This is a genomic window from Nanohaloarchaea archaeon SW_7_43_1 (genome assembly GCA_003009795.1).
GTDB lineage: Archaea > Nanohalarchaeota > Nanosalinia > Nanosalinales > Nanosalinaceae > SW-4-43-9.
In genome coordinates this window covers 649,963-663,669 of record PXPE01000001.1, presented here as the reverse complement: position 1 = coordinate 663,669, position 13,707 = coordinate 649,963, and the positions used below count along the sequence as shown (strand labels likewise).

Below are 13,707 nucleotides of genomic sequence, written 5' to 3'. Positions count from 1 at the left end.
TATGAATGTCTGTTGAGAATATTCCTTCAGAACAAGTAACAAATAAAGAGCCTTGCAAGGCTCGAAACGATCAGAGCATCGCCCAAATCAAGAACATGATGGAAGAGGAAGGGCTCAGATCTATCCCCATTGTCAACGAGGAAAATAATCTTGAAGGAGCTATCGGGTACAGGGAGTTAATCCGTTCCATCCAGTTCAATCCGGAGAGAACCGGAATCGAAAAGGTTATGCATCAGCCTCCTGAGATTGAGGAAGGATCAAACCTGGTTGATCTAGCCTTACTGAGAATCAATTCCGGAAGAAAGATGCTTGTAAGAACAGAGGGCGGGAAACTGAAAGAGGTTGTCAGTGATAAGGAGTTCAGGGACGCTCTAGTTGATGTAGAGGAACTTGAAAATATCTCTGCAAGAGATATAGATTCCGCTGAGCTCGTGAAAGTCTCCGAGAATGATAAACTTGATGAGGCCAGACATCTGATACTCGACAATAATATCTCCCGTTTGCCTGTAGTGGATGAGGAAACCGGGGATCTGACAGGGATTCTTAGAAGCACTGATTTTCTTCAAGCCATGGTTCCACGGGAGTCTGTTGACTCGGGCGGTACATCTGGAGGAAGATCTGGTACGAAAGAGGTAAATATAGCCGGAGGAACTGAGAAAGATGAGATATCGGATATCCCGGTAAAAGAGTTGATGTCACGTGATCCGTTCAGTCTCAACAATGACATGAATGCCCGGGAAGCCGCTGAAAAGATTTTCCAGAATGATGCAACCGAGATAGTTTTCACCCATGCCGGAAAACCCGAATCAATTCTAACAGTCAAGGACTTTATTGATTATTTATCCGGCTTCGCGCCAGGTCGGACAGTAATGGTATCTCTTACAGGACTGGAAGTCCCTGAGGAGAAGTCAGCTGTTCATAACAAAATCAGGAACCAGCTGAAAGGTTCTCTTGGAAGGAAGCTGGAGAAACCTGAGGAGATCACCGCAAGATTCAGGAAGGCGGAGAAAGACGGCAAAAAACACCGTTGGGAGATAGAGGTCAAGCTTTACTCCGAACTGGGGAACATAAACATAGAAGAAGATGGTTGGGAGATGCTTGATGTAGTCGATGAAGCATTGGATAAGCTTAACACTGTGGTTAGAAGGAGAAAAGACAAGAAGAAGCCTTAAAGCTGTTCTTGGTCCTTCATTTTATCCATTTTACTGCTGTGTGAAATGCCGTATTCTTTCGCTATCTTCTCGAAAGCTGTAGCTGCATAAATCATGCACAGGAATACTACTACCAAGATAAGGTATAGAGGATATCGGGCCATCTCATATCCCTGGAAGAAGGTGTTAAACACCATCAAGTACGAAACATACAGTAATAGAACCGCTATAGCCATTAGAAACCTCTTCGAGAACTCTTGGATCTTGTCGTCCTCAATACCTCGAAATGTTGTATAAACGATGAAGAAACATATACTTCCTATAGTAAGTGTTCCAGCGGTATTTAAAGCAAGAATAATCTGATCCAAAGATGACATAAGTCTAATTTAGATTTCTTTTTTAAATAACTAGTCGGTTTCCTCCAAACCTGTAACTTGGATATTCGATCCTTCCGGTTTCCTATCCTCAAACTCGGATTGACTATAATCCCCAACTACATAGAAATGGGCGTTTTGACCGTCAATGTCCGCTGAAAGAAGCTTTTGGCCGAAGAATTCTTCTCCAAATCCTCTTATCTCCTCCTCTACAGTGTAGTCCTGATAGCTTTGATAAGATGTGTGAGCAATGGGGACTGCTAGTAAAGATAGAGCTATCAAGCTTAACGGTATTATGTACCTTATTTTTTCTGCCTGTTTCTTCCTGTAGTAGGTGGAAGGTCTTATACCGATTAAATGGAAACATAGAAACCCTGATGCCACAATCGAGAAAGCGTTCATACCTGCGACCGCAACCGAGTTCAGGACTATTTGAATATCTGCCAGTTTCAGACCTATACCTATACTTGCAATAGGAGGAATCAACGCAATTGCAACAGCTACACCGGCCATCTCATCTCCCATCCCTGTTACGAATGTCAGGGTTGCTGCAGCTCCCACAAATACAGAAAGAAGGACACTGACAATTGAAGGCTGTGAAACAAGTGTGAGTGTAGGGTTCCCGGTTACGGGCAATGGGGCTGCGGCGATTGCAGATGCTAGAACAGCCAGTAAGAAGCTTGTAGAACCTGTCTTAACTGATTGTTTCAACAGTTTCTGATCTCCCACGTTCAGAGATAATGCTCCGGATACAAAAGGTGAAAGAATCGGTGCAACCATCATCGCTCCTATAACAACGATTATATTATCTGCAATCAGTCCGTACGTCGCTATTACCGAGGAAAGTGCAACAAGGCTCCATTCCGCCCGGTTGAAAACTGCGGCTTCCTGTGCCTGGCTATAGATCTCTGCCTGGGAGAGAATAGAGCTCCCGCCTTTAGTTTTCTGACCTTTCCTGATCTGTGATTCCTGTTTCATCACGTTTATAGTCAGGTCACCGGATTTCAGGTCGCTAATATCTTTTAACTCTTCTGAAAGTTCGTCTATCTGATCTGACTCAGCTGTTACATGGAACTCGACAATTTCTTCATCATTTTTTTCTGCCTCGGAGACCGAGACATCGCTGGAGTAATTCTCCAGAATCTCCTTTAGTTCCTCTTTGAACTCTCCTGGTACCGTAACTTGTAACTGCTTCACACAGAAAATTAGATAACTTGATTAAAAATAGCTATGCCTTCACATTCAATGCGCCGGATTCATAGCTGCCAAGTATTCTGCCTGAAAGATCGGAGTTCTTGGTAAGAGAAATTTCTCCGTTTTTCCCTACTGTAGCAGTGAATAGGAATTCGTCGCCGTCATACACATCTATATCCTCTCCTGACCGGTTGTTCCCTACATCTATTATCAGTGATTTGCCTCGTTCCTCGACCTGGAAATCTATACCGTTCTTCAAGGTCTTACTTCTCGGCTCGACCGTTATATCCAAACCGAGTTCGTCTTCAAGCCTGTCAATATTCTCTCCGCCGGAACCGATTACATGTGATATCTCGTCCTCCTCAACTATCAACCGGATATGATCGTTGGAGATGAACTCTATCTCAGGGTTTTCAACTCTCCCTGAAAGCTCGTGCATCAACTGTTTTTTGGCTAATTTCTGCGCACTTGACTCTCTTTCCTGATCATCTACCGGGATCACAACCGTCTCCTCGCCATAGGTATAGATTTCGTAAACCGGCTTGCTGTTCTCCAGTTTCAGTATCTGTACGACCGGTCTTGCCAGATCTTCTTCAGTCATTCCTTCAGGCACTTTAACGGTTAGTTCCAGTTTATAGACTTCTGCTACCTCTGCGTTTTCTATATGTAGTACAGTATCCACTACCTGCGGAATCATTCCTAGCTCCACTCTGCCTATAAGTCTCTGGACTGCGTCAACTGCTTCGGATGCGTGGACTACTCCCACCATTCCAACTCCCGCCATCCTCATATCGCTGTATACTTCGAAGTCCCGGGTCTTCCTTACCTCATCATAAACTGTGTAATCCGGTCTGACAAGAAGCAGGAAGTCTCCGGTATTCTCCATGCTGTCCTCAAGTTCAGCGTACTGAGTGATATCCGGTCCAACATCCAGATCTCGAGGCTTCTCCATAGTTTTCAGTATCCGTTCCTCCTGTTCGTAGTGTTCGGCAAGGGCTTGAGCGAACGTCGATTTTCCATGTCCCGGTGCTCCAGCGATCAGTATTCCTTCCGCTGTCTCATCCAGTCTGTCAATCAATTTTTCTGATAGGTCATAATCCTCAAGCGAGACCTTTGATACAGGTCTTACAGCTGTAATCTCCGGTGCCTCTGAGAATGGAGGTCTTGAGATTGCGATCCTGTATCTGCCGATCTGGAGAACTGTCGCACCTTCCTTCTGCATCTCAATTAATCCGTCATCGCTCATTTCGGCTTTCTCAATGGTCTCTTGGATAAGCTCGTTAATACCGTCTTTCTCCAGTACTTCATTTCCGGTCTCTTCCAGTTTGAACTCTCCAGGCATCCCTCTCTTCGCTTTAGGTTTACTTCCCTGTTTCAGGTGGATGCTCATAGTCTTTTCATCAAAGTATTCTTTCAGCGAGAAGGTCTCAATTCTCTCCTTATCGAACAGTCTGTGATCAATTCCTTTGGCATCTGCTATCTTTGCCTGAACTTTATCACCTGTGTAAAGTGTTGCCTCCATCTCCTCGGCTACATCTCTTATCAGCGCATCAATTCTTCCGCTGGATGCCATCTTGATCTCTTCGTCTGTCGGTTTCCTACCTGTGAAAGATACCTCGAAACCTTTCTCTTCACCGAGTTCCCGGATCTGTTTGATCTCTTCAATTCCTGCGAATCCTATTTCCAGTCCTTTATTCGCCTGATTCTCGATTTCATCCACTACAAACTCAGGTATCACTACTTCCTCCTCTACTTCTCCTTTTTCCGCGAGTTCGGAGAGTTTTCCATCAATTATTATCGAGGTATCAGGTACAATTTTCATTATATTATACATCTCATGTTTAGTGTTAAGTTTGAAAAGCAAACGGGTTTCTTTGGATTGACTTACTCAAAGATTGTTTCTCCACAAATCCTTTTTTCTTTAGATTTAGTCCTGTCTATCTCCTGTGAGCCATTCCAAAAAAAGCGGTTTTGTCACTTTTTGATGAATATTCGTTTTGGATCAACACGAAAGGGTTTATAAGAGAGTTGAAAGTAAATAGTTTGTAGAAGCACGACATGTTGTGGGGGAGGGGACAAGGTTCTCCACAACATCTAGTATGTTGATCCAAGTTAGACGAGGCTATATCGATGCATTGCCCATACTGTGACAGTCAATCAAGTAAAGTAATTGACTCCAGAGATACCGGCGGAAACGTTAGGAGAAGAAGGGAATGCAGCGAGTGCGAAAGACGTTTCACAACCTACGAGACAGCGGAAAAACTGGACATAAAAATAATCAAGTCCGATGGAACAGAGGAACAGTTCGACGAAAACAAGATTATAGAAGGAGTGACACGAGCTGCAGAAAAAACTTCGCTTACTGACTCCGAGATAGAGGAAGTAGTGGACGAAGCAAAGAAATCTGTCCGAGGCGAAAAAGAAATCCGGTCAAAGGAGATAGGCGAAGCAGTGAAAAAATCTCTGAAAAAACGGGATGAAGTCGCCTACATGAGGTTCGCATCAGTATATGACTCGTTTGACAACGCAGAAAGCTTCCTCCGAGAAGCCGAACAGCTTCAGAAAAACTGAATCACATCATCCTTACATACTCACACGTATTTCACATTAGAATCATACTCACAAAAGGTGTTACACTCTTTATGACAAACGCTAAACAAAAAACTGACTTTAAACTACCTGTAAAAAGGGTAACAGGCGAAACCGTAGAAGAAAGACTGACAGAAAATGCACACGACCGCATTCTTCCAGCAAGATACCTACTCAAGGATGAAAACGGGGAAACAGTAGAGACCCCGAAAGAATTATTTGAACGTGTCGCAAAAAACGTCGCACAGCCAGATAAGGAATATGACGACGTAGATTATGAGGACAGCTGGCAGGAATTCTACGAAATGATGAGCAATCTGGAGTTCATGCCAAACTCCCCAACCCTGATGAACGCGGGAGCAGACCTCCAACAACTATCAGCATGCTTCGTCGTACATCCAGAAGACGATATGGACTCAATATTCAATAAAGTACACGATGCGGCCAAGATTTTCCAGTGCCTGACAGATGATACCAAGGTCTATGTTGAGGACAGAGGCATGGTTTCTATTGATGAGGTAGAACCTGGTCAAAGAATCCAGCAGAGAAGCTCAGAGGGCTATGAGACAAAGAAAGTCGAGGAAAAACACGTGTACAGCGATGCTCCAATCAAAACAGTTGTTACAGAGGCAGGCATAGAGCTTACCGGTACACCTAACCACAAACTACTCGTAAACAACGAATGGAAACAGATAGATGATATGGAAGAAGGTGACACGGTCTCAGTCAGACTCAACTGGATCAGAGATACGGACAACACAGAAGAACTAGAATCAGTTGAGAAAGGAGCCCAATGGAAAAAACAGAGGAAGATCTCAAATCAGAAAGTAAAGGAACTTCATGCCACCGGGTTGAGCGATTATGAGATAGCGGAGGAACTGGATTCTTCACCTTCTACTGTACAGAGACGTAGATCGGATGAGCTAGATCTCAAGGCCAATGGATCCGGAGGAAGAAAGAAAAACCGGAGCTTGGATGAAGAAGAGCTCATGGAACTATACAACCAAGGTCACTCAGATTTAGAGATTGCCGAAGAACTAGGGGTTCACAAGACAACCGTCAGAGGCTTCAGAATGGCGGAATCATTGGATGCCAATGGAAAAGCTGTGAAAACCGTCAAACAGCCTGAAAGAATGTCAGAGGACCTATCCGAACTGCTTGGAATGTGGGTTGGAGACGGATCTGTTCACGAGGACGGGATTCGTTTCCATCTATCAAGAGACCAGATGGTGGAAAAAGTGGACAGAATCTCAAGAAGGCTTTTCAACGCGGCTGCTGACTACAACAGAAGCGATGGATGCTACGAAGTCGTAATTAACAGCCATGAGATCAAGAGATGGTGGATGTCAAACTTCAGACAGGCCAAACCTGAATCCTCGGAAGCATCCGTGCCAGATCAGATTTGGAAAGCAGACCATGATGAAATCCATTCGTTCCTGAAAGGTCTTTTCTCCACTGACGGAACACTGAACGAGGGAAAACATCCAAGACTATACAGCTCCTCCGAACAGCTGATAAATGAAGTTCAGCAGTTAATGCTCGGTACAGGAATTCCGGCCTCTAAATGGAGCTGGGACAGGGATGACAGAGAGTACTTCACAGTCTCTCCTACAGACAAGTTAGGTATCCAGAGATACCTGAACAAGATCGGATTCTCCGATGATGAAAGAACCGAAAAGATGAAGCAAACATACAACCGGGCAGAAAACCGAAACACCTTTACGGGAGAGGTAAAAGACGAAAAATGGTTACAGCAAGTCAAATCAATTGAAGACGCAGGAAAAGACACCGTCTACGATATAACCGTTGCAGATAACCACGAATACATAGCAAGCTCTATTGTATCCCACAACAGCGGTGGAGGCATGGGATATCCGTTCCATCTTATGAGACCGAAAGGAGACATCGTAGGATCTACAGGAGGAGTATCTTCAGGTCCGATGTCCTTCCAGCAAGTATTTGACACGATGTGTGGAACTATCAAGCAGGGAGGATGTCTAAGTCAAGACTCTCGTGTGATGACATCTGAGGGATATATTCCTTTAGGAGAAATCCATAATGGTCGTCCTAACTCTGAGACTCCTGCAGAAGCATTAGTTAAAACTAGAGAAGGCTTCAACCAAGCTGTTCAGACGCATGAGTCAGGTAAAATGGATGTACATACGGTTATTACCGAAGACGGCTACAAGTTGAGAGCTGTGTATGAACATCCTGTTCTCTCCGTTAATGATGAAGGAGAATTGGAATTTACAAGAGTTGATCGTTTGGAGGAAGGCGATACAGTAGTCTACGATCAAAGTGACAAACTGTTTGATGTAAGACAATCCCTGGATAAAGTTGATGATAATAATTACCATCATAACGTCCAGAAAGCTGAAAACCTGCCAGAAGAAGTCAACGATGATCTGGCAAGAATGCTTGGCCTTCTGTGGGCGGACGGTACGTTTGATGAATCAAATGACCGGCTTGTCTTTTCACTCGCCAAGAACAGAGATGAGAAAGATTGGTTGAAGAACACAGCAGAATCTTGGGGTCTCAATGTCAGAGTAATTGATCAAAAAGAGAAGGATAAAGGAGATTACTGGCGTTTGGTAATCCAATCTCAACACCTCGTTGATTGGATGAATCATAATGAATTGAAGAAAGACCTACGTAAGGTACCTGAAGCGATTTACAGGTCTCCTAAAGCCATTCCAGCATTCCTCGGAGGATTTACCGCTGACGGAACTGTAGCAGAGGATGCAGACACAGTCAGCTATTCAGTATCACAGATCGAGACTGCTGAAAACATACAGGAACTCCTATTGCTCTGTGGAATATCTTCCAAAATTTCCCGCATAGAGCCACAAGAGAACAGGATAAGTGATAAAGAAAGCTTCAGAGTCAGAGTTAATCCTGGTAAGTCAGCACAGAAATTTGAAGAAGAAATACCGCATTTCTTCAACAAAGAATTTGGAGGAAAAGGCGGTCAACGCCAGAATAAAATCCACTTTGCCGATAAACTGGTTGATAGACTTCTAGACGAGGAATTTGAGAAAGGCAATAAACTTCCAGAAGACGTAGACAGGAAAGCAATGAAAGAACTTCGAAGGTATGAAAGAGGAGACCGAATACCTTCAAGAGAAAGACTTGTACAACAGTTAGAGAAAGTAGGAATTGAGGAAGTACCTGTTCTAGATGAAGACCACCTATTCCAGAGAGTAGCTTACAATGAGGAAGATGATCAAGCGAAAATAGCCGACATAGAGATAATGAACGGTGCACATGAGTTTGTAGCCTCTAACGCCGTAGTACACAACAAGAGACGTGGAGCTCAGATGGGAATTATGAAGGTAGATCATCCTGACATCCTCAGATTTATTACGGCTAAGAGAAAAGAGGGTAATCTCTCTAACTTCAACATCTCGGTAGGACTCACAGATGAGTTCATGGACGCAGTCAAGAATGATGAAGAGTACACACTGATGAATCCGAGAACAGAGGAACCGTTCGAAGTCAAGGAAATGACCGCTCAGTTCTACAACCGGGATGAGGAATGGTATCCGGAAGCCGCAGGAAGTGACCAAGGGAAAGACGATAACTTCTGGAGAGACTTTGCCTCAACGTTCTCAGAGGAAGTCAAAGAGTTTGATATCGACCTAGAGGTAGGTGAGGAAATGACGCTCCCGGCCAGATTCATCTGGGAAACGCTTGTCGACGGAGCATGGAGGAATGGAGAGCCAGGTTTGTTCATGTACGACGAAACAAACAAGGAGCACTCTTTTGACACCGAAAAACACCCAGAGCATCGGATAGAGGCCACAAATCCTTGCGGTGAGCAGCCGTTGGAGAATTACGAGGCTTGTAACCTCGGACACATTAATCTAAGCCTTATGGTCGAAGATCAGGGAGATGGAATAGGTCTTGACTGGATGGAATGGAAGGCCAACCATCCGGACTACGATTACTCAACGCAGGAAGGGTTAGAAGCAGCAATGGAGGATTACATGCAGGATGCGCTTCGAATGGAGAAGTTTGAGGAAGTAGCGAAGAAAGGCACAAGATTCCTGGATAACGTAGTTACAATGTCTGATTTCCCGCTTGAAGGGATTGAGGACATGGTTTCCTCAATGAGGAAAGTCGGTCTCGGGCTTATGGGATTCGCACAGATGCTGATCCAGTTAGGAATCGAGTACGGAAGCGATGAATCAATTGTGGCTGCGAAAGAAATCCAGAGACTGATCACCCGTTGGAGCATCGAAGAATCTAACCGGCTCGCAGATGTAAGAGGTGAGTTCGATGAATGGGAGAAATCCAAGTGGGCTGATCCAACCGAGTACGAGGACTGGTTTGAAAGATACACAGGTGGAATGGATCCACAGAAATGGGAGGACGGAATCAAGATGAGAAACCACAACACCGTTACAATCGCTCCAACCGGAACCACTTCAATGATCGGAAATACTTCCGGAGGATGTGAACCGGTCTACTCTCTGGCCTACTTCAAAAACGTTGCCAAGGATATCCAGGGAGAGGACATGCTTGTGGAGTTCGATGATTACTTCATCAGAGCACTGACAGCAAACAACGTAGATGTTGAGAAGGTGAAGAAGGATGCGGAGGAGAAGATGCGTAACAACGAATGGGAGGGAATTGAAAGCATTTCAGACGAGATTCTACCCCGACACATCAAGAAAATCTTCAAGACCTCCGACCAGGTCAAAGCCGAGGAACACGTCAGGATCCAGGCAGCATTCCAGACACATAACCATTCCGGTATCTCAAAGACCTGTAACTTCCCTAACGAGGCAACCCGAGAGGATGTCAGAGAGGCTTACATGCTTGCCTACGATCTCGGGATCAAAGGCATGACAGTCTACAGAGATGGTACCCGGGATGTCCAGGTAATGCAGACCAACCAGGAAAACACTGTCACAGATATGGATACAGTGGATGCAATCTCTGAAATGGTTGAAGAAAAAGGTGGAATCGAGGAGTTTGTCTCATCCGAAGAGTTCGCGGAAGCAACCGGCATACAGGAAGAAGCAGGGCTCAAGGTCATCAACAGAGGCGATGAAATTGAGGCAGAAACAGTCGATACGGAGGATCTGCAAAAGGAAGTAACACAGGAGAATGTCGAAGCAGATAACTCCGGGAACGGCGATCACACCAACATGGGAACCAGTCACGGCGTCAAGGAAAGACCGAAAGTGGTTTCAGGGACAACACAGGAGATAGAAACAGCCTACGGAGACCTGTTCGTCACAATCAACGATGCAGAAGACAACGGACCGTTCGAAGTATTCGCCAACCTCGGTAAATCAGGAGGTTACACCCAGAGCTTTACACAGTCACTTGGAAGAATGACCTCGCTGGCGCTTCGAACAGGAGCAGACGCAGAAGAAGTAGTAAAACAACTGGATGATATCCGGTCACCGCAGATCGCATGGGACCAGGGAACACAGATCCACAGCGTTCCTGATGCAATCGCCGAAGCCATGAAAAGACATATGGGACACAACACACAGCAAACAGTAGAAAACTTCGGCCCAGCACAGACAGAGAACAAAGGACAGACACAGCCAAAAACCGAGGAAGAACAGACAGCGGATGCAGCCAAGATCATCCAGAACGGCGGAAACCCGGAATGCCCGGAATGTGGAGGAATGCTCCAACTCGTTGAGGGATGTAACAAGTGCCCTGAGTGCGGATTTTCGAAGTGCTGAGAGGGTTCGTTCCTCTTATTTCTTTCTTTAATTCTTCACATAGTACTTACTCATTAAACTCCCTCATAGGATACTTTTAGCTTCCACACATCTCTACTCAGACATACCGTTTGATTTATTGGGTCGTATAACCGATGGCCTTATCAAGACTGTCTACCCTGGAATAGAGAGGGTTCATCTTTATAAATCTGTAGGTACAGTGTACATACAGACATGAGTAATACTAGGGTGAACTTTCGGCTTCCAGAAGACTTGATTGAGAAGGCGGATGTGGCCGCCAAAATCTCGCACAAGAACCGGACGGAGATCATCAAGCAGGCTCTTCAAGAATATCTTCAAACGGTTGAAGATCAGGAAGAGTTCAAGGAGGCGGTCGTCGAACTCTACCTTGACGATGAAATCGGGTTCGATACGTTGAAACAGTTTGTTGGGCGGCAGGACGCCGAATCCGTCAAGGCATCTAAAACATTGCTGGAGCAGGGAGACGACCTGGCCGACGAACTCGCCCAATTATAGGAGAGGTCTGGAGAAAGAAAAATGATTGTAGCGGATACCAGCGCCCTCATCACTCTAGCCTCTGCCGACATTCTCACGTTAGTCTTGAAGGAATATGACGTCCACACATCTGAGACGGTGATACAGGAACTCGAAGATACTACTGAGTACGATGATATTCACGGGGAAGCCGCAGAACAAGCGTTACAGCACCAAGATCGGTTTACAGTCCACGAAGCCGGGGATACCGAGTTTCAGTCATCCCGGATCGACAAAGGAGAGGGGACCTGTGCCGACATCGCCCGCAAACAGGACGCAGACTTCCTCATCACCGATGATCTCAGAGCACTTACCGAATTACAAACACTCGCCAACACCCAAGTAGCGATCTCACCCATCCTTCTCAAAGCACTTGTCAAGAAAAGCCGGCTTACTAAAGAACAAGCCTTGGAGAAACTCGACAAAGCAGCCAAGAACCGCGACTGGCTCGAATCACCTATCTACAGGAAAGCAAAAGAGTTATTCAAATAAAACACCGGCTCTTCTAAAGTCCAGCTAGATTTTTAATTACTGATTTTTCAATTCTCTTGGCTATCAGGGTGATGACAGAACATAAAAAATAATTATATTGAGGACTTTAGTCCGAGACAGAGCGAGAGATTAAAAGATTTGGAAAACCCGCATCATAAAATTAAATCCTGAAAGATGAAGACATCGCCACGAGATCTATATCTCATGAGTTCTTAGATCCAACCCTATATATCAGGGGAAAATATAAATAACTAGATGGAGTTACCATTACATAATGACGAATGATGGTGATGGAGTCCATAGACAACCAATAACTCGGAGAGATGTATTGAAAGGATTGGGAGCAGGTGGAGCGGTCGGATTAGCCGGATGCAGCGAAATACTGGGAGATGATTCAGATTCCAACTCTACGCCAGAACCGACTTCTACCCCGGAACCAATAGCAAAAACATCAATTCAGGAAGAAGCACTGGAACATGGAGAAGAATACTATGCTGTGACCGGATCTGGGAAAGATGCAAGGCCTCACGTTGTAGAACATATGGAAGACTTTCTAGATGATGAGAATTATTCTGAACAATTCAAGGATACACAGCTGGAGTACTGGCTTGATCTACCAGGGAACTTGGACGATCCTAACAGGACAGTGAATGAGAATGGGGAAATAGATTGGAAAGCTCTCGGCCGTGATATCAAACATTATGTACTCAGGAAGAAGCTGCTTGGAGCCGATGACTGGACGAAAACTGGGCAACCACATATTTTTGCGGATGGAACCGAGGGCAAAGGACATCACTACAATCATACAGAAGAACCAAACTGGGATCCAGACGCATTCATGCCCCGTTGGTATAATGAAAAAGGCAAAGTATTTGACATTTCAGAATCCGGAGACACACCCAGTGAATGGGAATACCTGGGACCAGACCCTGATCAGGGCGACAGGGTAGGGAAACTAGGAGAAAATCCTGAATACGCAGAACAGGAAAACCAGGCAAACTTCTCCATCGCCAACCAATTAGAAGGACCAGAGCCAGAAGACCTGGTCGGAGAACCCATCACAGTCTGTAGAGTCGACTGGACAGCACAAGGACCAGAAGACTACAGCCCTGAACCAACACCAGAAACACTTGAAATAGCAGAAGATGTTCTCAAAGATATCGGCATACAATCATACATGTTCAAAGGAAAAGAACTCGAATACAACGAAGTAGAGACTAGAACGGGACTCGAGCCAGCGTGGGAACAACATGTGCCAAGGAAACTAAAAGGACCAATGGAGTACGCCATCTATAACCATGGTTTGGGTGGTGCGTGGGGCGATACCGAGGCCGCTTTAGGAATTATAGGAGCTAAAGGATCTCAAGAGTCACTTGCCGGTATTCTATTACATGAATGCTACGGCCATCCATTCTTAGGAGGTCACGCCGATCAAAAAGAAGAAACCTTGATGACACCGGTAGTAAAGCCCGAACCGGTACTACAGTATACTGATGGAGGAGAGGAAGCACTCCGTAGAGGGATAGATATCAGATCTCCCTCAAGAAGGGGCATAGATTCTATGCATACTAAGGCCTTGCCCGGATTCTATTCGGGTCCAATGGCCGCATACAAGGATTATGAGTATTACGATATTGTAAACAACTACCACTGAAACACTTACTAAAC

Annotated in this window: 9 protein-coding genes; 6 read left to right on the top strand and 3 right to left on the bottom strand. The window is 45.1% G+C overall.

The features are described from left to right. Positions 1-5: 5 nt before the first annotated feature. Positions 6-1,172, top strand: a complete 1,167-nt coding sequence (locus BRC29_03845) for a hypothetical protein (GenBank protein PSG99232.1) — start codon at positions 6-8, stop codon at positions 1,170-1,172. Here BRC29_03845 and BRC29_03840 read toward each other — a convergent pair. From BRC29_03840 to BRC29_03830, 3 genes are read right to left on the bottom strand one after another with little or no spacing between them, the layout of a single operon-like run. Continuing rightward, entirely contained in the window at positions 1,169-1,528 is a 360-nt protein-coding gene (locus BRC29_03840; protein ID PSG99231.1) for a hypothetical protein, read from the bottom strand. The two genes, BRC29_03845 and BRC29_03840, sit on opposite strands and share 4 nt — an antisense overlap. A 30-nt stretch (positions 1,529-1,558) precedes the next feature. Next, positions 1,559-2,731, bottom strand: coding sequence for a TIGR00341 family protein (locus BRC29_03835; GenBank protein PSG99230.1), 1,173 nt, complete (start codon positions 2,729-2,731; stop codon positions 1,559-1,561). Between the two features lie 22 nt (positions 2,732-2,753). Then, on the bottom strand, positions 2,754-4,553 hold the full coding sequence (locus BRC29_03830) for an ATPase (GenBank protein PSG99229.1): 1,800 nt from the start codon (positions 4,551-4,553) through the stop codon (positions 2,754-2,756). A 296-nt stretch (positions 4,554-4,849) separates the two neighbouring features. On the opposite strand from BRC29_03830, the gene BRC29_03825 reads away from it, so the two are divergent. From BRC29_03825 to BRC29_03805, 5 genes are all read left to right on the top strand, one after another. Further along, a complete protein-coding gene (locus tag BRC29_03825) occupies positions 4,850-5,290 on the top strand; it encodes a transcriptional regulator NrdR (GenBank protein PSG99228.1) in 441 nt (146 codons plus the stop codon). A 71-nt stretch (positions 5,291-5,361) separates the two neighbouring features. After that, positions 5,362-11,013, top strand: a complete 5,652-nt coding sequence (locus BRC29_03820; GenBank protein PSG99227.1) for an adenosylcobalamin-dependent ribonucleoside-diphosphate reductase — start codon at positions 5,362-5,364, stop codon at positions 11,011-11,013. Between the two features lie 213 nt (positions 11,014-11,226). Further along, positions 11,227-11,529 carry a CopG family transcriptional regulator gene (locus BRC29_03815; GenBank protein PSG99226.1) on the top strand — a complete coding sequence of 101 codons (303 nt, stop codon included), beginning with the start codon at positions 11,227-11,229 and terminating at the stop codon, positions 11,527-11,529. A 21-nt stretch (positions 11,530-11,550) separates the two neighbouring features. Next, the gene (locus BRC29_03810) at positions 11,551-12,039 is read left to right on the top strand and encodes a hypothetical protein (GenBank protein PSG99225.1); all 489 of its coding nucleotides are present in this window, start codon (positions 11,551-11,553) and stop codon (positions 12,037-12,039) included. A 274-nt stretch (positions 12,040-12,313) separates the two neighbouring features. After that, positions 12,314-13,693 (top strand): hypothetical protein, encoded by a 1,380-nt coding sequence (locus tag BRC29_03805; GenBank protein PSG99224.1) that lies wholly within the window; start codon positions 12,314-12,316, stop codon positions 13,691-13,693. Positions 13,694-13,707 lie beyond the last annotated feature (14 nt).

Coding starts and splice junctions, on each gene's coding strand:
- BRC29_03845 (PSG99232.1), top strand. CDS start 6: ATGTCTGTTGAGAATATTCCTTCAGAACAAGTAACAAATAAAGAGCCT.
- BRC29_03840 (PSG99231.1), bottom strand. CDS start 1,528: ATGTCATCTTTGGATCAGATTATTCTTGCTTTAAATACCGCTGGAACA.
- BRC29_03830 (PSG99229.1), bottom strand. CDS start 4,553: ATGTATAATATAATGAAAATTGTACCTGATACCTCGATAATAATTGAT.
- BRC29_03825 (PSG99228.1), top strand. CDS start 4,850: ATGCATTGCCCATACTGTGACAGTCAATCAAGTAAAGTAATTGACTCC.
- BRC29_03820 (PSG99227.1), top strand. CDS start 5,362: ATGACAAACGCTAAACAAAAAACTGACTTTAAACTACCTGTAAAAAGG.
- BRC29_03815 (PSG99226.1), top strand. CDS start 11,227: ATGAGTAATACTAGGGTGAACTTTCGGCTTCCAGAAGACTTGATTGAG.
- BRC29_03810 (PSG99225.1), top strand. CDS start 11,551: ATGATTGTAGCGGATACCAGCGCCCTCATCACTCTAGCCTCTGCCGAC.
- BRC29_03805 (PSG99224.1), top strand. CDS start 12,314: ATGACGAATGATGGTGATGGAGTCCATAGACAACCAATAACTCGGAGA.